Origin of the sequence: Pseudidiomarina aestuarii (assembly GCF_048263735.1) — a bacterium.
Taxonomy (GTDB): domain Bacteria; phylum Pseudomonadota; class Gammaproteobacteria; order Enterobacterales; family Alteromonadaceae; genus Pseudidiomarina; species Pseudidiomarina aestuarii_B.
This window is the reverse complement of the sequence record NZ_JBLXDX010000002.1, coordinates 161,114-181,063: the sequence shown is the minus strand read 5'-3', so window position 1 is coordinate 181,063 and position 19,950 is coordinate 161,114. Positions and strand designations below refer to the sequence as shown.

Annotated in this window: 20 protein-coding genes; 11 read left to right on the top strand and 9 right to left on the bottom strand. The window is 49.1% G+C overall.

Translation table 11 applies throughout. The annotated features are described in order from the left end of the window. Positions 1-9: 9 nt before the first annotated feature. From ACN0S4_RS05545 to rluF, 7 genes are all read left to right on the top strand, one after another. Positions 10-861, top strand: coding sequence for a universal stress protein (locus ACN0S4_RS05545; protein ID WP_417656717.1), 852 nt, complete (start codon positions 10-12; stop codon positions 859-861). A 149-nt stretch (positions 862-1,010) separates the two neighbouring features. Next, a complete protein-coding gene (locus tag ACN0S4_RS05540) occupies positions 1,011-1,706 on the top strand; it encodes a GntR family transcriptional regulator (RefSeq protein ID WP_417656716.1) in 696 nt (231 codons plus the stop codon). Position 1,707: 1 nt separating this feature from the next. Continuing rightward, entirely contained in the window at positions 1,708-2,586 is an 879-nt protein-coding gene (gene prpB, locus ACN0S4_RS05535) for a methylisocitrate lyase (protein WP_417656715.1), read from the top strand. Positions 2,587-2,710: 124 nt separating this feature from the next. Further along, on the top strand, positions 2,711-3,835 hold the full coding sequence (gene prpC, locus ACN0S4_RS05530) for a bifunctional 2-methylcitrate synthase/citrate synthase (protein ID WP_417656714.1): 1,125 nt from the start codon (positions 2,711-2,713) through the stop codon (positions 3,833-3,835). A gap of 38 nt (positions 3,836-3,873) precedes the next feature. Beyond that, positions 3,874-6,471 carry a Fe/S-dependent 2-methylisocitrate dehydratase AcnD gene (gene acnD / locus ACN0S4_RS05525; protein WP_417656713.1) on the top strand — a complete coding sequence of 866 codons (2,598 nt, stop codon included), beginning with the start codon at positions 3,874-3,876 and terminating at the stop codon, positions 6,469-6,471. 1 nt (position 6,472) lies between these two features. After that, entirely contained in the window at positions 6,473-7,657 is a 1,185-nt protein-coding gene (prpF, locus tag ACN0S4_RS05520) for a 2-methylaconitate cis-trans isomerase PrpF (RefSeq protein WP_417656712.1), read from the top strand. A 1-nt stretch (position 7,658) separates the two neighbouring features. After that, positions 7,659-8,579, top strand: a complete 921-nt coding sequence (rluF, locus tag ACN0S4_RS05515; protein WP_417656711.1) for a 23S rRNA pseudouridine(2604) synthase RluF — start codon at positions 7,659-7,661, stop codon at positions 8,577-8,579. Here rluF and ACN0S4_RS05510 read toward each other — a convergent pair. The 4 genes from ACN0S4_RS05510 to ACN0S4_RS05495 form a co-directional block, all read right to left on the bottom strand. Next, on the bottom strand, positions 8,576-9,835 hold the full coding sequence (locus tag ACN0S4_RS05510) for a DUF418 domain-containing protein (protein ID WP_417656710.1): 1,260 nt from the start codon (positions 9,833-9,835) through the stop codon (positions 8,576-8,578). The genes rluF and ACN0S4_RS05510 overlap by 4 nt on opposite strands. A 27-nt stretch (positions 9,836-9,862) precedes the next feature. Then, a complete protein-coding gene (locus ACN0S4_RS05505) occupies positions 9,863-10,864 on the bottom strand; it encodes a LacI family DNA-binding transcriptional regulator (protein ID WP_417656709.1) in 1,002 nt (333 codons plus the stop codon). Between the two features lie 138 nt (positions 10,865-11,002). Continuing rightward, complete coding sequence (locus ACN0S4_RS05500; RefSeq protein WP_169929664.1) at positions 11,003-11,212, bottom strand: cold-shock protein; 210 nt, start codon at positions 11,210-11,212, stop codon at positions 11,003-11,005. Between the two features lie 217 nt (positions 11,213-11,429). Next, entirely contained in the window at positions 11,430-12,914 is a 1,485-nt protein-coding gene (locus ACN0S4_RS05495; RefSeq protein WP_417656708.1) for a protein adenylyltransferase SelO, read from the bottom strand. A 108-nt stretch (positions 12,915-13,022) separates the two neighbouring features. On the opposite strand from ACN0S4_RS05495, the gene ACN0S4_RS05490 reads away from it, so the two are divergent. Then, positions 13,023-13,469 (top strand): nucleoside deaminase, encoded by a 447-nt coding sequence (locus ACN0S4_RS05490; RefSeq protein WP_417656707.1) that lies wholly within the window; start codon positions 13,023-13,025, stop codon positions 13,467-13,469. On the opposite strand, the gene ACN0S4_RS05485 is transcribed toward ACN0S4_RS05490, so the two are convergent. From ACN0S4_RS05485 to dbpA, 5 genes are all read right to left on the bottom strand, one after another. After that, on the bottom strand, positions 13,466-14,266 hold the full coding sequence (locus ACN0S4_RS05485) for an SDR family NAD(P)-dependent oxidoreductase (protein WP_417656706.1): 801 nt from the start codon (positions 14,264-14,266) through the stop codon (positions 13,466-13,468). The genes ACN0S4_RS05490 and ACN0S4_RS05485 overlap by 4 nt on opposite strands. Continuing rightward, positions 14,263-15,198 carry an SDR family oxidoreductase gene (locus ACN0S4_RS05480; RefSeq protein WP_417656705.1) on the bottom strand — a complete coding sequence of 312 codons (936 nt, stop codon included), beginning with the start codon at positions 15,196-15,198 and terminating at the stop codon, positions 14,263-14,265. Before ACN0S4_RS05480 ends, ACN0S4_RS05485 begins: the two co-directional genes overlap by 4 nt. Further along, positions 15,195-16,094: a bile acid:sodium symporter family protein gene (locus ACN0S4_RS05475; protein WP_417656704.1), complete on the bottom strand. Its 900-nt coding sequence runs from the start codon at positions 16,092-16,094 to the stop codon at positions 15,195-15,197. The genes ACN0S4_RS05480 and ACN0S4_RS05475 overlap by 4 nt, the downstream gene beginning before the upstream one ends. Then, on the bottom strand, positions 16,095-17,390 hold the full coding sequence (locus ACN0S4_RS05470; protein ID WP_417656703.1) for a flavin-containing monooxygenase: 1,296 nt from the start codon (positions 17,388-17,390) through the stop codon (positions 16,095-16,097). Positions 17,391-17,502: 112 nt separating this feature from the next. After that, the gene (gene dbpA / locus ACN0S4_RS05465) at positions 17,503-18,894 is read right to left on the bottom strand and encodes an ATP-dependent RNA helicase DbpA (RefSeq protein ID WP_417656702.1); all 1,392 of its coding nucleotides are present in this window, start codon (positions 18,892-18,894) and stop codon (positions 17,503-17,505) included. 126 nt (positions 18,895-19,020) lie between these two features. On the opposite strand from dbpA, the gene ACN0S4_RS05460 reads away from it, so the two are divergent. From ACN0S4_RS05460 to ACN0S4_RS05450, 3 genes are all read left to right on the top strand, one after another. After that, positions 19,021-19,299, top strand: coding sequence for a peptidylprolyl isomerase (locus tag ACN0S4_RS05460; protein ID WP_417656701.1), 279 nt, complete (start codon positions 19,021-19,023; stop codon positions 19,297-19,299). A gap of 119 nt (positions 19,300-19,418) precedes the next feature. Next, complete coding sequence (locus ACN0S4_RS05455; protein ID WP_417656700.1) at positions 19,419-19,616, top strand: hypothetical protein; 198 nt, start codon at positions 19,419-19,421, stop codon at positions 19,614-19,616. Beyond that, on the top strand, positions 19,600-19,950 hold the full coding sequence (locus ACN0S4_RS05450) for a fimbria/pilus periplasmic chaperone (protein ID WP_417656699.1): 351 nt from the start codon (positions 19,600-19,602) through the stop codon (positions 19,948-19,950). Before ACN0S4_RS05455 ends, ACN0S4_RS05450 begins: the two co-directional genes overlap by 17 nt.

Here is a 19,950-nt window from a genome sequence, read left to right as displayed (position 1 = left end):
AGAAAGAACATGAGTCAAGTGATTGCTTGTATTGATGGTTCAGCCACTACCGTTGCCGTTTGTGATTATTCGGCTTGGGCTGCCATGCAGCTTAATGCGCCATTACTGCTTCTCCACGTGTTGGATGACAAGCGTTATCCCGCCGCGACTGATTTGAGCGGTAATATTGGCTTAGGCAGCCGTGAACAGTTATTGGATGAATTGGCGGCTTTGGATGAGCAGCGAGCCAAGCTTGCTCTCCAACAAGGTCATGGCATGCTCGAGAGCGCCAAAGCGCGAGCGCTGGAGGACGGTGTTGCAACCGTACAAATGCGTCAACGTCATGGCGACTTGAATGAATCGCTTCAAGATCTTGAGAGTGATACTCGACTGGTCGTGTTGGGCTTGCATGGGGAAGATAGTAGTACCAACCCACAGCTGATTGGTAGTCATGTCGAAACGGTCATTCGGACTGCTCATCGACCGCTGTTGCTCACTCCAGATGCCTATAAAAAACCGCGTAGTGCAATGATTGCGTACGATGGCAGTGCGACGACTCAGAAGGGCGTGCAAATGGTGGCGCAAAGTCCTTTGTTCAAAGGTATGCCTGTTCATGTCGTGATGGTCGATGCTGATACTGTCGACAATCGAGAGAAATTGACGTGGGCTGAGAAGTTGTTGAACAGTCACGGACATGAGGTGGTGACCGCTTTGCGCGCGGGTGAAGTGGAGCCCACGCTGCACGGCTATCAAACTGAGCAGGATATTGATGTTTTGGTGATGGGAGCCTATGGTCACTCCCGTTTGCGTCAATTCCTGGTGGGCAGTACAACCACGGCGATGCTACAAACAAGTACACGCCCAGTGCTTGTGCTGCGATAAGGTATTCCGTCAAATATTGTCGACAATTTGGGGTGATCGCTCTTGATCATCCCAAGATTTCCTCCTAAAATTAGCGCTCTTGTCTATTCCGTTTGATTTATCTTGTCGACATTACGACGCATTGTAGTGACGACGCTCAAGGAACTTTGATGACAGCGACTGCAAACCAACTCTCTCCGTTACTGACCAAGCCGGTTACCGCCGCTGATCGTCTACTCGTTGAAATGCAGCGGGCGATTGTTGAGGGCGAGATTCCCGCAGGCAGTAAAATGAGTGAACCCGAACTCGCGCGACGCTTTCAAGTCAGTCGCGCGCCATTGCGCGAGGCGTTGGCACGTCTAGAACGATGTCATTTAGTTGAGCGAACACCGAACACAGGTGCGCGTGTGGTACACTTGTCGACTGCCGGTTTGATTGCGTTGTATCAAATCCGTGAAGAACTCGAGGGCTTAGCCTGTCGGCTCGCCGCAGAGCAAATGCCAGAGCAAGAAATTCGCGCTCTGCAACAGTTACTCGATCAACATCTAACGTCGCAACGTGTACGTGAAGGTGAAAGTTATTATCAAGAAGCGGGTGATCTCGATTTTCATTACCGTGTCATCTTAGGATCAAACAATCCTTATCTCATCAATATGCTGTGTGATGAGCTCTATTTTTTAGTCCGAATGTACCGCGTCCAATTGGGCATGAATGGTCCTCGCGTTTCACGGGCATTCGACGAACATAAAGCCATTTTAGCTGCCATTGCCAATCGCGATGGCGAACTAGCCGATTTACTGATGCGTCGTCATATAAGTGCGTCGCGTCGAAATATCGAACTACAACTGCAACAAGTAGGGAAGTAACATGACGCAAGTAACGAGTGCGGGTGCACGATTTCGACAAGCTATTGCCGCGAATCAGCCGCTACAAATTGTTGGAACCATTAATGCCTACACGGCCATGATGGCTGAACGTGTTGGCCATCAAGCTTTGTATTTATCGGGTGCTGGGGTTGCGAACGCATCATTCGGCTTGCCTGATCTGGGTATGACGTCATTAAATGATGTGTGTGAGGATATCCGCAGAATCACAGCCGCAACATCAGTGCCGCTGCTAGTTGACGCTGACACTGGTTGGGGCGGTGCCTTCAATATTGCGAGAACTGTCAAAGAAATGACGCGTGCAGGCGCTGCAGGTTTCCATATTGAAGATCAAGTTGCGCAGAAACGTTGTGGTCACCGTCCGAACAAAGAGATCGTGACGCAAGAGGAAATGGTGGATCGCGTGAAAGCCGCTGTCGACGCCCGTACGGATGAGCAGTTTTTTATCATGGCTCGTACCGATGCGTTGCAGCAACAAGGTCTGGATGCGGCCATCGCGCGCGCGCAGGCCTGTGTGGATGCCGGCGCCGACGCTATTTTCGCGGAAGCAGTGCACACGCTCGAACAATACGAAGCATTCACCAAAGCATTGAATGTACCCGTGTTGGCGAACATTACTGAATTCGGTCAAACGCCATTGTTTAATAAAGCAGAACTTGCTGACGTAGGTGTCGGTATGGTGCTGTATCCATTGAGCGCCTTCCGCGCGATGAACAAAGCAGCATTGAACGTGTACGAAAGCATTCTGGAGAACGGTGATCAGAAAGCAGTGGTCGATAGCATGCAGACTCGCTCAGAGCTATACGACTTCCTGAACTATCACGCATTCGAAGAAAAACTCGACTCACTGTTCAAAAAGTGAACGGTGAATAGGTAACAGTGAACAGACACAGATTAAAGCATGAATAGATTGGTTGGATATGACTGACAATTTTTTTCAGTTCACTATTCACCATTAACTATTATCAGATTTTAGAGAGGGAATTATGGTTGATAAGAAATTAAGTGGCGCTGGGTTGCGCGGACAGGTTGCTGGCGAAACAGCATTATGCACAGTTGGTAAGAGTGGTTCAGGTTTAACCTATTATGGTTATGACATCAAAGAACTGGCCGAGAAGGTGAGCTTTGAAGAGGTCGCCTATCTGTTAGCCAACGGTGAGCTACCGAAGCAAGCCGAGCTAGACGCTTACAAAGCTCGTCTGAAGACGTTACGTGGCCTGCCACAGGCTCTAAAAGACGTGCTAGAGCGTATTCCTGCTGATGCACATCCAATGGACGTGATGCGAACCGGTTGTTCATTCCTTGGCAATATTGAGCCAGAGGAAGACTTCAGCCAAGCGGATGCCAAAATTGAACGGCTGTTGGCCGCATTCCCAAGTATTTTGTTGTATTGGTATCGTTTTACCCACGATAACGTGCGCATTGAAACAGAGACCGATGACGACTCCATTGGTGCACATTTCCTGCATCTGCTGCATGACAAGAAGCCGTCAAAATTGCATACCGATGTCATGAATACATCGTTGATCTTGTATGCAGAGCATGAGTTTAATGCGTCGACCTTTACTGCGCGCGTGTGTGCTTCGACATTGTCGGATTTATTCTCTTGTGTAACCGGTGCTATTGGTTCATTGCGCGGACCTCTGCACGGTGGTGCGAATGAAGCCGCTATGGATTTGATTCGTGACATGAAAGATGCAGACGAAGCTGAGCGCACGTTGATGGGCATGTTGGAGCGCAAAGAGAAGATCATGGGCTTTGGTCACGCCGTTTATCGTGAGTTTGATCCACGTAACGATATTATCAAAGGCTGGTCTGAAAAACTGGCACAAGAGTTTGGTGATAGCCGTTTGTATGATGTGTCTGTGCGTTGTGAAGACGTTATGTGGCGGGAAAAGAAATTATTCCCAAATGCCGACTTCTTCCATGCCTCGGCGTATCACTACATGGGCATTCCGACCAAATTATTTACGCCAATTTTCGTGATGTCACGAGTGACGGGTTGGACCGCGCATGTCAAAGAGCAACGCGCGAATAACCGGATCATTCGCCCTAGTGCTGATTACATTGGGCCAGCACCTCGCCAAGTACCTGCAGTGGCAAATCGTTAAGCGATTTGCCTTCACTTGCAACATGATGGAGGTGGCATATGAATAGTGAATTTCGCAAGCCGCTACCGGGCACAACGCTCCAGTATTATGATACGAGAGCTGCGGTAGAGGCCATAAAACCGGGCGCTTATGATGAGTTGCCCTACACATCGAAGGTACTGGCTGAACAGCTGGTACGCAGGTGTAATCCTGATGATCTAACAGCCTGTTTGAGCCAGATTGTTGAGCGCAAAAATGATTTGGATTTCCCTTGGTATCCAGCTCGCGTGGTTTGTCATGACATTCTTGGTCAAACTGCGTTGGTTGATTTGGCCGGATTGCGTGATGCCATTGCGGAACAGGGCGGTGACCCAGCTAAAGTCAATCCAGTCGTACCGACACAGTTGATTGTCGATCACTCGTTGGCGGTTGAACATGCAGGTTTCGAGAAAGATTCGTTTGAGAAAAACCGTGCGATAGAAGACCGTCGTAACGATGATCGTTTCCACTTTATTAATTGGACTAAAACCGCATTTAAGAACGTCGATGTGATTCCACCAGGCAATGGCATCATGCACCAAATTAATCTGGAGAAGATGTCTCCAGTGGTGCAGGTACGCGACAATGTGGCGTTCCCTGATACCTGCGTCGGCACGGATAGTCACACTCCGATGGTTGATGCTTTAGGTGTTATTTCGGTTGGTGTGGGCGGTTTAGAAGCTGAAAGTGTTATGTTGGGTCGGGCATCCTACATGCGGCTACCAGAGATTACCGGGGTTGAACTGACCGGTAAGTTACAGCCTGGCATTACCGGTACTGACTTAGTGTTGGCAATTACTCATTTCTTGCGCAAAGAGCGAGTGGTTGGTGCTTATCTGGAATTCTTTGGTGAAGGTGCAGACGCTTTGTCGGTGGGTGACCGTGCCACGATTTCGAATATGACGCCTGAATACGGTGCTACCGCTGCGATGTTCTATATCGATAATCAAACGATTGATTATCTGAAGCTCACCGGGCGTGATGACAAACAAGTGGCATTGGTCGAGACCTACGCCAAGCACACGGGGTTGTGGGCTGATGGCATGAAGAAAGCGAAATATGAACGTATTTTACGCTTTGATTTGTCCAAAGTGACCATGACCATGGCCGGTCCGTCGAATCCACATGCAATGTTGCCGACGTCCGAGTTAGGCTCACGCGGTATTGCGGCAGCCTGGGAACAGCCAGAAGACGGCAAAATGCCTGATGGTGCTGTGATTATTGCCGCTATCACAAGCTGTACCAACACCAGTAATCCGCGCAACATGATCGCTTCGGGTCTGATTGCTCGCAATGCAAATCGTTTGGGGTTAACTCGTAAGCCGTGGGTGAAAACGTCACTCGCACCGGGTTCGAAGACGGTCAAAATGTATCTGGAAGACGCCAATTTATTGCCTGAACTCGAAGACCTTGGGTTCGGTGTCGTGGGTTTTGCGTGTACTACCTGTAATGGCATGAGCGGTGCACTGGATCCAAAAATTCAGGAAGAAATCATCGAACGCGATTTATTCTCAGTTGCTGTGTTGTCTGGCAACCGAAACTTTGATGGCCGTATTCATCCGTATGCGAAACAAGCGTTTCTAGCGTCGCCACCGTTGGTGGTTGCATACGCTATTGCGGGCACCATTCGGTTCGATATTGAGAAAGATATCCTGGGCTATGACCATGATGGCAACCCTGTCACGCTGAAAGATATTTGGCCAAGTGACGAAGAAATTGATGCGATTGTGAAGCAAGCAGTGAAGCCTGAGCAGTATCGCGAAGTGTATGACCCCATGTTCACTCTAAATGTGGACTATGGCGAAAAGAACAACCCACTCTACGAGTGGCGCGAAACGAGTACCTACATCCGTCGTCCTCCTTATTGGGAAGGCGATATGGTTGCGGCGAATCAATTGAAGGGCTTACGGCCGCTGGCAGTCCTTGGTGACAACATCACTACGGACCATTTATCACCATCGAATGCCATTCTGGCTGATAGTGCTGCCGGTGAATATTTGGCCAAAATGGGATTACCTGAAGAAGACTTCAATAGTTACGCAACACACCGTGGCGATCATCTAACCGCACAACGCGCGACTTTGGCAAACCCGAAAGTCTTTAACGAAATGGTGAAGAACGAGCAGGGCGAAGTCATTCAAGGTTCGCTCGCACGAGTAGAGCCAGACGGCAAGGTCATGCGCATGTGGGAAGCGATTGAAACCTACATGGAACGTAAACAGCCATTGATTATCATCGCTGGTGCTGACTATGGTCAGGGATCGTCTCGTGACTGGGCCGCTAAGGGTGTTCGCTTAGCTGGCGTGGAATGTATTGTTGCTGAAGGCTTTGAGCGTATCCACCGCACCAATTTATTGGGAATGGGAGCGTTACCGCTGGAGTTTGAAGCCGGTACAACGCGTAAGACCTTGCAGATTGATGGGACCGAGACTTTTGATGTCGAGGGGACTATTGAGCCAGGTGCAACCATGACCTTAGTGATTCATCGTCAAAATGGTGATGTTGATCAGGTGCCGGTGAAATGCCGTCTCGATACTGCTGAAGAAGTTTCGGTCTATTCGGCAGGTGGTATTTTGCAGCGATTCGCTCAAGACTTTTTAGAAAGTGAGGCGCGTTAATATGGCGTTTGCACCACAATTAAAGATCCCCGCCACGTACATGCGTGGCGGGACTTCAAAAGGTGTTTTTTTCAAGCTTGATGACTTACCTGCGTTCGCTCAAAAACCGGGCGTAGAGCGTGATCGGTTACTGTTGCGAGTGATTGGCAGTCCAGATCCTTATGCCAAACACACAGACGGCATGGGCGGCGCGACTTCGAGCACGAGTAAAACGGTCATTTTGTCGCGTAGCGACAAAGCCAACCATGACGTCGACTACTTATTTGGACAAGTTTCCATTGATAAGCCTTTTATTGATTGGAGTGGTAACTGTGGCAATTTAACCGCTGCCGTAGGTTCATTCGCTATTACCAATGGCTTAGTGGATGCTTCGCGCATCCCTGAAAATGGTACTGCGGTAGTGCGAATTTGGCAGGCCAATATTCAGAAGACTATTGTTGCGCATGTGCCTATCACCAATGGCGCCGTACAAGAAACCGGTGATTTTGAGCTCGATGGCGTAACGTTTCCGGCGGCTGAAGTACAAATTGAGTTTATGGATCCGGCGTCCGATGAAGATGGTGAGGGCGGCGCGATGTTCCCAACCGGGAATGTGGTCGACAGTTTCGAAGTACCCAATTTCGGCACTATTCAAGCTACTTTTATTAACGCCGGCATTCCGACCATCTTTGTGAATGCTGCTGATATTGGTTACACCGGTACGGAATTGCAAGGTGCAATCAATGAAGATGCGGAAGCATTACTGAAGTTTGAAGCATTACGAGCCTATGGTGCACTTAAAATGGGCTTGATTAATGACATCGAAGAAGCAGCCTCACGTCAACATACGCCCAAGATCGCGTTTGTAGCGCCGCCAGCCGATTATGTCTCATCGAGCGGTAAACCAGTGAAAGCGAGTGATATTGATGTGCTGGTTCGCGCTATGTCGATGGGTAAGTTACACCATGCCATGATGGGCACTGCCGCTGTCGCAATAGGCACCGCAGCTGCGGTTCCTGGTACGGTCGTGAACCTTGCTGCCGGTGGTGGTGATCGGGAAGCGGTCGTGTTTGGGCATCCGTCTGGTACTTTGCGTGTTGGCGCCGTAGCTAAACAAGTCAATGGCCAGTGGACCGTCACCAAAGCCATTATGAGCCGCTCTGCGCGGGTATTAATGGAAGGTTGGGTGCGAGTGCCGCAGGACTGATATGCAAGAACGTGAATCGGTTCGTCTCAATAAGTTTATTAGCGAGAGCGGATTATGCTCGCGCCGTGAAACCGATCGACTGATCGAGCAAGGTATGGTCACCCTCAACGGTCGCAAGGCCGTTGTGGGGGATAAAGTGGGGCCGGGCGACACGGTGAAAGTCAACGGTCGGCTCATCAAGCCTCAGAACAAAGAGAAGTTCGTCTTTATTGCGTTGAATAAGCCGGTCGGGATTGTAAGTACGACGGATTCAGCGGAACGCGACAATATTCAAGATTTTGTTGGACACAAAACGCGTATTTTCCCAATTGGTCGACTCGACAAAGATTCACAAGGTCTTATTTTCTTAACGAGTAATGGCGACTTAGTGAATAAGATTCTGCGGGCAGGGAATCAACACGAAAAAGAATACGTGGTAACGGTGGATAAACCCATCACCCAAGATTTTCTGCAGGGGATGGCGAACGGAGTACCAATACTGGGTACACGTACTAAGCGTTGTAAAATCTCACAGGTGAAACACAATGTGTTCCGTATCACCTTGATTGAAGGGTTAAATCGACAAATCCGACGGATGTGTGAGTATTTCGGATACGATGTGCGCAAACTTGAGCGGGTACGAATTATGAATATTCGCTTGAGCGGCTTGCCTGTTGGCCATTGGCGTGACTTGACCGAAGCGGAACTGAGCGAACTGATGCAATCGATTGCCCATTCTTCATCGGAAGCACCAGCTGGCCAACAACGGCGCAAACCTGCGAATAAAGCACGGCCACCGCAAGGACAAAAAGCGAACCCAAAATCAGCTGGCAAGCCGTCTCACAAGGGCGCTAAGCCAGCTAATTCTCGAGGTTCTCGTTCTCGTCCAAGCTCTCATTCAAACTCTCGTCCAAACTCTCGTCCAAAGAAAGGCCGCTCCTAAGCACTGCGTTTGAAGGGTTGGCGTTTACCATAGGTTAGGGTGCGCCATAGCCACTCAGCAGGGCCAAAGTGGAAACGTTCAATCCACCAGCGACTAAACGGAATTTGTGCCAAATAAAGCAGAATCGCGAAGCCAGTTGCCGCTGCGCGTCCAATCTCCCCATACATGCCGAAGGCATAGCCGTAGAACACGGTGGTAAAGACAATCGAGTGGGTGAGGTAGTTGGTCAACGCCATGCGCCCAGCAGGAGCGAGGTTGTGTAGCCAATGTTTCTGATTACGACCTTCTGCTCTGCGCACCACCAGCGCAATGATACTCATATAAGCTAAACACAGTGCCAGATTGGCGATGGTTTGGATGGTCATCATCTGTGCGCCAAAGACGGTCGGCATCATCATATTCATATTGCGTGCGAATAAGCCAAAATAGATCGCCGTCGGAATACCAATCACCAATCCCAAAATAGCCATGCGACGATAAGCGCTAAAATGCTCAGAAGCCGATGTAAAAATACCGGCTCGCGCAAATGACGCACCAATCAGAAAGGTACCCAACAACGTTGGCAGGAAGAAGATTAAACCGCCACCTAAGTAAATAAAGCTAGCCTCGTATGCACGCCACTGCACAATTTCCCAGAATGAGCCAGTTGCGTAAATGGCTGCGCCTTTAACAATATCTGCTCGCATTGATGCTTCATTCGCTTCGAATTCGGCAGCCAGTTCAGCGGCTTGAGCGGGATCAGACATTGCAGCTTGAATACCAAACGCAAGTAACCACGCCAACAAAATGGGCAGGATGATAAAGAAGACGCCCCATTTCCAGAGTCTTGACGGTTTCGTTTTGGCAAACAACAACAGAAATACACCGCAAATGGCGTAACTCAGAAGAATGTCGCCACCCCAGATAAAGAATAGATGCGCAGCACCGAACAAGCTGAGGACAAATAAGCGTTTAAAGAAGAGTCGTTTAGGATGTTCGACTTTTTGCATGGCACGGTCGAGGAAAATGACGAAACCCATACCAAACAGCAGTGAGAACATGGTGTAAAACTTACCCTGAATAAAGGTAAAGACGAATAAAGCGACACCAAAGTCGAGCCCACTTAAGCTGGTATCAATACCAAGCATCATGGCCATCAAAGGTTTTTGAAAGTATTCGATATTCATCATTAGAATACCGAAAAGAGCGAAGCCGCGGATAATATCCAGCGTTTGCACCCGTTCGTTGCCGCGGACGGGGTGTGTGAGCGTTGTCATAAACTGTCCTCGTTTGCTGTGGCTATATTAACCACAAGCGTGAGTAGAATCCCGCTGTACAACGCGCGGTTCAAAAACTTCCTGTATTGCTGTATTCGGTTGTTGATACACATTTTTAATGACCCAGCGGGCGGCCATTTGACCGATATCGCCGATGGGGTAATCAATAGTCGTCAACTTCGGATAGATATAGTGGGCAAAGTTAACATTGTCAAAACCAATGACTGACAATTGCTCGGGGATCTTTATCTTTAAGTCATGTGCTGATGTGATCGCACCGGAGGCCATTTCATCGTTGGCGCAGACTAACGCGGTAAATTTAAGGTTGTGCTGCAGAAAGTGAGCAAGCGCTTGTTCGCCGCCAGTCTCCTGAAAATCACCTTCATAGACCAAAGCTGGATTCATCTTTACGCCAAATTCAGCCAGTGCTTCTAGATGTCCGTTATAGCGCTCTTGGGCATCATGCTTCCACATGGGGCCAGAGACATAGGCAATATCGCGATGACCTAACTCAAGCATATGACGGGTAGCCAAGTAACCACCATAATGATTATTCAGCGTAATACAGCGGTCTGCTAGATCTTCGACATAACGGTTAATTAAAACGAAGGCACAGCCTTTGCCTGATAATTCAATGAGGTAGTCGTCAGACACGGCTTCAACATGCAGAATCAAGGCATCACAGTTGCGGCTACGAAGGAATTCGATGCTTTCGCGCTCCAATGATTCATTACTGTGTCCAGCAGCGATGATGACATGCTTGCCAGCAGCTCTAAACTCGGCCTCAATGCGGCTCAAGAGAACTCCGTAGAAGGGACCATTCAACTCGGACACTAAAATGCCAATACTATTTGAGCGGGACGATGCGAGCGATTGCGCTACGGAATTTGGACGATAACCGAGTTCCGCCATAGCAGCCTCTACCTTCTTACGCGTAGCCTCGCGTACCGGAGCATTACTGTTAATGACTCGAGATACGGTAGCAAGCGATACACCCGCTAATTTTGAGACTTCGTAAATGGTGGCCATGCGTTCCTTGATTGAATGTGTTACTGCGCTAGATCCTGTGCGATTTTATCACTCGCTTTAAACATAAAAAAAGGCCGTGCAATGCACGGCCTTTTTCATCGTTTTGAATTCGTTTGGTTTCTCCGAAGAGAGTGCGAATTACAGAGCGACGATGTTCTCAGCTTGTGGGCCTTTAGGACCTTGAGTGATTGAGAACGATACGCGTTGACCTTCAGCTAAGGTTTTGAACCCGCTGCTAGCAATCGCGCTAAAGTGAGCAAATACGTCTGCGCCACCTTGTTGCTCGATAAAACCAAAACCTTTTGCTTCGTTAAACCACTTTACAACGCCAGTTACTGTAGTAGACATAATAATATCCTGTATTCTTTGAAAAATTTTCCGCCATAGCCAATGCCATGAACGGGATCATGCGGGTAAAAAAATGGAAATTTAAAGCTACAGGACGAAGATTTACTGCTAGTAATGCGACGTAGAGGAGATTTAACTTGCTGTTTCTTAACCAACGCCGCCCACTGTACGCTCATTCACAGTGAAGTCAAACTTTATTTAGCAGGTATCTTATTCTCTAGGTTCCACAAAAGGTTCGGGTTACCCGTTGTTCAGGCGCGGCGGGTTCGGCGTAGCGAGATAACTTGGACGGAAAATCATAAGGCGTACGTAACACTTGAGCGAGCTCATTAAAGATTTTGAGTTCGCCGCTACGGAGGGTTTCTTGAATAGCCGCCTCCACCCAATGATTTCGCGGAATGACAGCAGGATTATGCTGACGCATACGAGTTACAACACTGGTTGCAGAGTCTTGTTGCCGAGAGAGCAACTGTTGCCAGCTTTGATACCAGTCGTTCCATTCATTGAGGTGATTAAAACGACTATCTTGAATTTCAAGGACGTCAGCTAATCGGCGAAACGACAGCGTGAAGTCTAGTTGATTAGTATTCAGAATACCGAGCCAATCGCGGACTACGGCTTGAGTGTCCTTAGAAGGCGTTCTCAACCCAAGTTTGAGAGCCATTTTTTGATCGTAGTAGGCTTCATAGCGAATCGGGAATTCATGCACCAGTTCGGTAACTGATTCAATCAGCTGTTCCTGAGATTCTCCGGTTTTCGCTAGTAAAGGTAGCCATGCTTCAGCGAGTCGCGCCAAATTCCATAGTGCAATGCCGGGTTGATTTTTGTATGCATAGCGGCCCGCTCGGTCGATTGCGCTGAAGACCGCATTGGGGTCGTAGTTTTCCATAAACGCACAGGGACCGTAGTCGATAGTCTCGCCACTCAGCGTCATATTGTCTGTATTCATAACACCATGCACAAAACCCAAACTCATCCAATGCGCCACGGTGTGCGCTTGTTGGTCAATAATTTGCCGGAGCAAGGCGCGATACGGGGGGTTGCGGTCGTTTGATAACGCGTAGTGGCGCTGAATTACATAGTCGGCAAAGGCTTGTCGTAAGGACTCATCAGCTCCCTGTGCTATTTGTTGTGCGACAAATTGTGCAGTTCCAATACGCAAATGGCTTTTAGCAATACGGGTAATGATGGCTCCCGGCTGTGCCTCGTCGCGTTGAACCCAATCACCGGTAGCGACCGCTGCTAAAGCACGGGTGGTTGGCACGCCAAGCGCATACATAGCTTCGCTAACGAGGAACTCACGCATCACCGGACCTAGTGGTGCTTTACCATCACCGCCGCGCGAAAAAGGCGTTGTACCTGAACCCTTGAGTTGCATATCGAAACGCTGCTGATCAGCAGTCACAAGTTCAGCCAGTAGGAGTGCTCGACCATCGCCCAGGCGAGGCACAAAGTTTGCAAATTGATGTCCCGCATAGCCTAAAGCAACGGGCTGAGCCCAGTCCGGCAATTTCGCTCCGCTGTACAAGTCCAAGCCTGCCTGCGTGGCATGCAGTGATTCTGGAATTCCCAGCTGTGTTGCTAAGTCTGCGTTAAACGCTAGCCATTGCGGATCACGAGCTTTTGCGGGCTGGCTAGGTACAACCAACTCAGCTTCAGTATTCGCTGCAAAGGTATCTGCATAGCTGTGCTCAATCTGCATGCGTATTGCCATCGGGTTGCGGAGAGTGAGCTTTGATTGTAACAGGACAACCAACTTGACGTGAACTGTGCTTAAATAACGTATGGATATTATCAGTTGAGGAACAACATGAGTGAAGTCGATAAGTTTATGCAGGCAGCTATTGCCGAGGCAAAAGAAGGTTTAGCCGAAGGTGGAATTCCGATTGGATCGGTATTGGTCTATCGTGATGAGATTATCGGCCGGGGACACAACCGTCGAGTCCAGCAGGGCAGTCCCATTTTGCATGGGGAAATGGATGCTCTCGAAAATGCCGGACGCCAGAGTGCTCAGGTGTATCGGGATAGTGTCATTTACACTACATTGTCGCCGTGTTGCATGTGCTCCGGTGCGATAGAGCTATACGGAATCCGCAAAGTTATCGTTGGTGAAAACCAGACGTTTATGGGCGCCGAACAGCGTTTACGTGATGCCGGAATTGAAGTTGAAGTCAGGCAAGATGCGGAGTGTATTCAACTGATGAAAGACTTTATCGCAACCCGCCCAGAATTATGGAACGAGGATATCGGTGTTTAATGATTGTGGTCCAGCTCACTGCGTAAGCGCCGGCGCATGAGCCGTAAATATAAACTCGGCGCGATGCGGTAAAATAGACTTGCGAAATAGGTAAATCGATCGGGGAATAAACGTTGCCGATTGTTGCGAATAGCACGCACAATACGTTGCGCCATCCACTCGGTACTACGCATTTTACCAACCATAGAACGTGGGTGCTGTGCGATAGAACCTTGCCCATCGAGGGCATGGTTTTCGATCGGGGTATCGATAAAACTTGGATAGACCATTAATAGAGTAACGCCAGTATCGGCAAGCTCTGCACGTAACGTTTCAAAGTATTGAGATAACGCTGACTTTGCTGCGCAGTAACCCGCTCGGCCAAGAACCGGCATCCAACCTGCCATCGACCCCATGTTGACGATTTTACCGCTACGTTTCTGCAATAGCGGGAGCAATCCTTGAGACAGTTGCACAGGCGCAAAGTAATCGACAGCCATGACTCGCTCGATAACGTCCATTTGCGTGGCAGTAGCCAACGAGCGATGGGTAATCCCTGCGTTGTTAACCAGCAAATCTAACCCATCTAATTCATTCAGTTGGGAAGTCAACCACGCAGCAACAGCGGCGCTGTTCGTTAAGTCAATGGCATAGACTTTGGCATCATCCCAGTCATTGAATTGGTGCTGCAACGCGGTAGCGTTCACATCCACCAACAGCAGCAGGTAATGAGCGCGCAGCTGGTGCGCGAGCGCTAGCCCAATACCAGAGGCTGCACCTGTTATTACTGCAATAGGTTTCGCTGGAGCTGACTTCATGCGCGGTACTCTGGATTATGCTCGACGAAAAAGGCAAAAACTTCACGCGACGTTTTTTGGGGTGTGTAACCAAATACCTCCTTCAAAGCCTGATTCGCCAGTACTGGACGGTAGCGCAGGAAATCAATTTGCTCGGCGCTATATTGGGTAAGGCCGACTTTGTGCCCCAATCGCAAGGCAGACTTGAGCAGCCACGGGGGCAGTGTGAGCAAAGGTTTGTTCAGTGTTTCCGCAATATCACTGATGGTCATCGCACCATCACCGGCGAGATTAAATTGACCTTCTTTACTGGCTATCACGCCGTCGTGAATGATGTTGACGACATCTTGATCCCAGATAAACACAAATGGCGACTCAGAGCCCTTGATAGCCAATAAGCGCCGTTTGGCAAATAAGTCCGTGATCTGATTATTCGTAGTGGCGCCAAGAATAGTTCCAGGGCGCAGCACCAACTGCTTTAACTGCGGTTGTTCGAGTCGGTAATCGGCCAGCATCTCCTCAATCAAGCGCTTGTGATAGCTGTACGCAAAGCTTTTATTGCCACGCAGAGGATCCGATTCGCTTAACCATTTAGGGTTATTGGCATGATAACCGTACGCTGCGCCACTGCTCGTGACCGTTAAATGGTGCACATGGGCTTGCAGACAGGCCTCGACCACATTCTGTGTGCCATTCACATCAATATCGTAATCACGTTGACGATCATCACTGGCTTGCATCACGCTGGCTAAGTGCACCACGTGGGTAATCTCATGTTGTTGTACGATCGCGGCCAGTGCCGGAGAGCGGATATCTTCCTGAAAATAGGGATAGGCCTGCTTGGTCGGAGGCCGAATATCGATGCCGACGACGTGGTGATGCGGGAGTAAACGCGCGATGCAGGCTTGCCCGATGTAGCCTTCACTGCCAGTAATCAGGATATTCATAGTCATTTCGCTACTGTCCCTGCAGAGTTCAGTTGTCGTCTATCCAGCCATTGCCAGAAAAACGTTAAACTGAGACCTGAAATGAGATGCCAAATTCCCCAAGCCGCAGCAATAATCGCCATGTCTGTTTGTGCAGCAAAATAGGTGAAGATAATGCCTAATCCGAGCCCGGAGTTCTGCAAACCTACTTCGAGACTCACCGCACGACGGTCTGCTTTCGGTAGGCCCAATGTACGCGCTGAAGCCCAACCCAAGGTTAACGCTAAAGCGTTGTGCGCAACAACGAACAGCAAATAAATGCTGGCCCCGGCAATAAACTGATCCCAGTTCAGTATGAGTGCTATGGCAACGAATCCCAGCAACGCGGTCAGTGATATGACGCGAAAAAACTGTTCTGTTTTGGCGGCAAAAGTAGGGAACCGACGGCCGCAAATGAGTCCGATTGTAAGAGGAATTGCTAACACTAAAACCACAATAGCGAGCATATCCCAGGTGGAGACATCAATGGTTTTTAACAGCGCATCAGTGTGTGCATTCATACTGGCGTAGAACATGAAATTCAGCGGTGTTAATACGGATGCTAAGAGGCTAGCGATACCAGTCATACTGACCGACATGGCTGTGTTGCCATTGGCTAAGTAAGTCATCAAATTGGAGAAACTACCGCCAGGACAACAACTGACTAAGAGTAAGCCGAGAGCAATTTCTGCAGGCATCGAAATCAAACTAATAGCGACAAACGTTAACGCTGGCAACAGGACAAATTGCGCGACTAATCCAACCAAAGGACCTTTGGGCTTTTGTGCAACGCGTTTAAAATCCTCGGCCTTTAGACTTAGCGCAATGCCAAACATCATCAGCGCGAGCACTGCATTCAAGATAACCAATGACGTGGCGGACATTTATGCCTCGTGACCTACGCGCTTCATCTCGTGAGCTAGCGCCTTGAGATAAGTGTCTTTGTGCACGTAATAGGCCATGCGTTCGAGTTCAAGATAATGCATGCCGCCGTCAATACGCTGCTGTGCATGAGCTTGTGCTCGTTGAAAGAAGGCATCCGCTTGTTCTGGGTTATCCCGTTGCTGACGAATCACCGCAGCAACCAACTGCGCTTGGTCATCACGTCCTTGCCAGCCTAAACCCGCTGCTTCCACCATGCCCATAACAAAGAGATTTGGATGTTGAGGATTGAAGATATTCAGATACAGCTGCGGGGCATGACCGTTCCAATTCAGGTGCTTTGCATCGATAAATGGATAGTGCAGTTTATAGCCGGTCGCTTGCAAAATAAGGTCATATTCACCGCTGGTGCCATCCGTGAACGTTGCACCGCTGTCCGTGAGTTGCTCAATAGCTGGGCGAACTTTAATGTCACCATGACCGATATGATGTAAGAACAGGGTGTTGATGACCGGGTGTGACTCGTACATCCGATAGTCAGGGTCAGGTAAGCCGTAACGACTAGGTTTACCCGACAGCAATCGGACCAAGAGCCCATCTATGGTTTGTTTCAGTCGCGTGGGAAGCTTGATCTTGCCGCCGAGTGTATCAATCGGACGGCCTGCAACAAACTTAGGCAGGAAATAGTAGCCCCGCCGGACAACCATATCGACGCTTTTGGCGCGGTGTACGGCATCAACTGCAATATCGCAGCCACTATTACCGCACCCAATAATCAAGACTCGTTTACCAGCGAAAATATCGGCACTGCGGTAATCACAGCTATGCATCATCTCGCCGTTGAAGCTACCCTCGAGTTGCAGTCGATTCGGGTGGTGCAATGTACCGTTAGCGAGCAACACCGCACTCGCTAATTGGGTCTGCAGTTCGCCATGCTGACGGTAGTGAACCCGCCACTGATCACATTCAGGTTCAATTTTCTCGACAGTGCTGTTAAAACGATAGTGCTCATAGAGTCCAAAATGTCGCGCGTAATCTTGAAAATAGACTTTCAACTCATCGTGTTTAGGGTAGGTCGCGACATGATCTGCCATCGGGAAATCATTGAATTCGGTCATACGCTTCGACGAGATCAAATGTGCCGAGTCATACATAGTGCTGGTTGGACTATCGATATCCCACAAGCCACCGACATCAGCATGCGCTTCCAGCCCAATCACAGCAAGGTTCTGTTCCTTCAGTCGACGCACTGTACAGAGCCCCATTGGACCCGCGCCAATCACCACACATGGATTCATAACGACCTACTCATCAAGCCAATTCTGCTTCGATAATAACAATCACCGCTGACGATGGCATTAGTTTTCAAACTGGTATTAACAGAATGAAGCGGCGAATACCGCAGCAGTGCTACAACGCACGGGCGCGGAAGCGTTTGCCCTTGATTTTGTCGTTATTGATTAGTGCCAAGGCGTGTTTAGCAGCAGATTTTTTGACGGCGACGAAAGCCCACTGGCTTTGTACTTTGATTTTACCGATGTCGGCCATGGTCAATTTGTTGTCGCGGGTAAGGGCGCCGACAATATCACCCGGGCGCAACTTGTCTTTCTTGCCACCACTGAGTTGTAACGTTACGAGTTCTGCTTGCAGCGGCGTGCGGCCGGTTGCTGGATTCGGCAGGGGCTGTAGTTTAATTGGCTCAGCAAAGGTATCTTCGAGTAAACGTAATTTGTAATCGTCTTGGGGACCAATGAGCGTAACCGCAAGCCCCTCAGCACCTGCTCGTCCGGTACGACCAATTCGATGCGTGTGAGTGTCGGTGTCATGAGCCATATGTACGCTAATGACCAAATCAAGTTCAGCGATATCAAGGCCGCGAGCAGCAACGTCGGTTGCCACTAAAACGCGAGCACTTCCATTGGTGAACTGCACCATGGTTTGATCGCGATCTTTTTGCTCTAAGTCACCATGCAACGCCAGGACACTATGACCTTTGGCGTGCAGTTTATCCGCAATACTCTGGGTTTCCGCTTTGGTGTTACAAAACACCATAGAGTTGCTCGGTTGCTGATCGAGGAGTAATTGGTTTACTGCCTGAGCTGCGGTGGTATCTGCCAAATCATAGAAGCGCTGAGTGATTTTCGGCGCGGTCTGTGCTGAGCCAACTTGAATGGACTGCGCGTTTTTGCTGACACGAGCCGTCAACTGTTCAATTTTATTTGGATAGGTGGCGCTGAATAGTAAACTTTGACGTGACGCTGGTGTTGCCGCAATCAGAGCGTTGATTTCGTCTTGAAAGCCCATTTCCAGCATGCGGTCGGCTTCGTCTAAAACCAACGTTGCTATCTGATCGAATTGGATACGCTGCTGATTCGCATGATCGAGCACTCGCCCCGGCGTACCCACGAGTACATGAGCTCCGTGTTCAAGTGAAGCTATTTGATTGCGTGCCGGCACACCACCGCACAGCGTTAGCACTTTCACGTTCGCCATTGACTTTGCGAGTGTTCGAATAGCGTCTGCGACTTGCTCAGCCAATTCGCGGGTGGGGCACAACACCAACGCTTGCGGTGCGAAGACTCCGACATTGAGCTTTGCCAGAATCCCGAGCGCGAAAGCTGCCGTTTTACCGGAGCCTGTCTCTGCCTGAACGAGTACATCCTCGCCCGCTAAAATAACCGGTAAGCTCAACGCTTGTACCTCGGTCATATGCTGAAATCCAGCTTCACTCAAGCTTGTTAACAAGGCTGGCGAGAGCTTCAATTCGGTGAAGTTGCGTGGATTAGCGTTTGAATCAGACATGCTTAAGATCACTTATTGGTGGCTTTGTATGGGCTACATTTAGTTTCGCGCATTGTACCAGAGATATTGGTTGGGACGGATGGTTTGTGTAGACTTCAGTAGTCCTTCCAGAATCAAGGAGAGCTCATGGCTCGCGCACACGCTTTACATATTTTAGTCAAAACCCAAACCGAAGCAGAACAGCTAAAACAGCAATTAGCAAAAGGTGCAAAGTTTGGCGATCTAGCGCGCAAACATTCCTTGTGTCCATCAGCGAAAAAGGGCGGTGATCTCGGTGAGTTTGGTCGTGGCCAAATGGTTCCCGCGTTCGATAAAGTTGTCTTTAGTAAACCTACCTTAGAAGTACATGGTCCAGTAAAAACCAAATTTGGCTGGCATCTTATCAAAACTCTTTCGAGGAGCTAGAACTTTACCAAAGCTAAACATCCTATGTGCGTTACCGTACCGAATTCCCCACAATAATCCTGCAGACTCTGTCTACAACCAACACATTTTAGTGTCGGCTGATTAAGACAGAGGTAGTTATGAAAACACAAGATAAACGTCCAGACGGTTCTCATATTAACGAAAACCATAGCGGCAAAACTGCTCAAGGCAAAACGATTGGTATGCCCGACAAGCAGAAAAATGCTGATTCTGCCCGCCCGCAACAAACTCAGGTGAAGCAGCAAGCCAATCCTAGTAAACAGCAATGGCGAAGACCACTTGGCGGAGAGTACTGATCTACTGGTTGCTCCGGTCATTGCACAGATAGCGCCACGGGGCGTCCAGATATTTCGGGTTACACAAAGACGTCCAACAGTCGCCACGGTGGAACGTGCATATCGACTGGTATTCGATGATATCAGCGCGACTGAGTACAAGAATGAGGTTGATGCGGTTAATTTTGTATTCTCGCATCGTCTACCGGTATTTATTGCCGGAACAGTAACAATGGGTCCGAAACTGCAACTAGAAAAATGTCTAGAATCTGTTTCATTGAATTGTCTCCGGTTGAACAACGATGGTGATAAGTATATTCAGGTACACAGCCTGATGGTGAATGGCAGCAATTAG

Coding starts and splice junctions, on each gene's coding strand:
- ACN0S4_RS05545 (WP_417656717.1), top strand. CDS start 10: ATGAGTCAAGTGATTGCTTGTATTGATGGTTCAGCCACTACCGTTGCC.
- ACN0S4_RS05540 (WP_417656716.1), top strand. CDS start 1,011: ATGACAGCGACTGCAAACCAACTCTCTCCGTTACTGACCAAGCCGGTT.
- prpB (WP_417656715.1), top strand. CDS start 1,708: ATGACGCAAGTAACGAGTGCGGGTGCACGATTTCGACAAGCTATTGCC.
- prpC (WP_417656714.1), top strand. CDS start 2,711: ATGGTTGATAAGAAATTAAGTGGCGCTGGGTTGCGCGGACAGGTTGCT.
- acnD (WP_417656713.1), top strand. CDS start 3,874: ATGAATAGTGAATTTCGCAAGCCGCTACCGGGCACAACGCTCCAGTAT.
- prpF (WP_417656712.1), top strand. CDS start 6,473: ATGGCGTTTGCACCACAATTAAAGATCCCCGCCACGTACATGCGTGGC.
- rluF (WP_417656711.1), top strand. CDS start 7,659: ATGCAAGAACGTGAATCGGTTCGTCTCAATAAGTTTATTAGCGAGAGC.
- ACN0S4_RS05510 (WP_417656710.1), bottom strand. CDS start 9,835: ATGACAACGCTCACACACCCCGTCCGCGGCAACGAACGGGTGCAAACG.
- ACN0S4_RS05505 (WP_417656709.1), bottom strand. CDS start 10,864: ATGGCCACCATTTACGAAGTCTCAAAATTAGCGGGTGTATCGCTTGCT.
- ACN0S4_RS05500 (WP_169929664.1), bottom strand. CDS start 11,212: ATGTCTACTACAGTAACTGGCGTTGTAAAGTGGTTTAACGAAGCAAAA.
- ACN0S4_RS05495 (WP_417656708.1), bottom strand. CDS start 12,914: ATGCAGATTGAGCACAGCTATGCAGATACCTTTGCAGCGAATACTGAA.
- ACN0S4_RS05490 (WP_417656707.1), top strand. CDS start 13,023: ATGAGTGAAGTCGATAAGTTTATGCAGGCAGCTATTGCCGAGGCAAAA.
- ACN0S4_RS05485 (WP_417656706.1), bottom strand. CDS start 14,266: ATGAAGTCAGCTCCAGCGAAACCTATTGCAGTAATAACAGGTGCAGCC.
- ACN0S4_RS05480 (WP_417656705.1), bottom strand. CDS start 15,198: ATGACTATGAATATCCTGATTACTGGCAGTGAAGGCTACATCGGGCAA.
- ACN0S4_RS05475 (WP_417656704.1), bottom strand. CDS start 16,094: ATGTCCGCCACGTCATTGGTTATCTTGAATGCAGTGCTCGCGCTGATG.
- ACN0S4_RS05470 (WP_417656703.1), bottom strand. CDS start 17,390: ATGAATCCATGTGTGGTGATTGGCGCGGGTCCAATGGGGCTCTGTACA.
- dbpA (WP_417656702.1), bottom strand. CDS start 18,894: ATGTCTGATTCAAACGCTAATCCACGCAACTTCACCGAATTGAAGCTC.
- ACN0S4_RS05460 (WP_417656701.1), top strand. CDS start 19,021: ATGGCTCGCGCACACGCTTTACATATTTTAGTCAAAACCCAAACCGAA.
- ACN0S4_RS05455 (WP_417656700.1), top strand. CDS start 19,419: ATGAAAACACAAGATAAACGTCCAGACGGTTCTCATATTAACGAAAAC.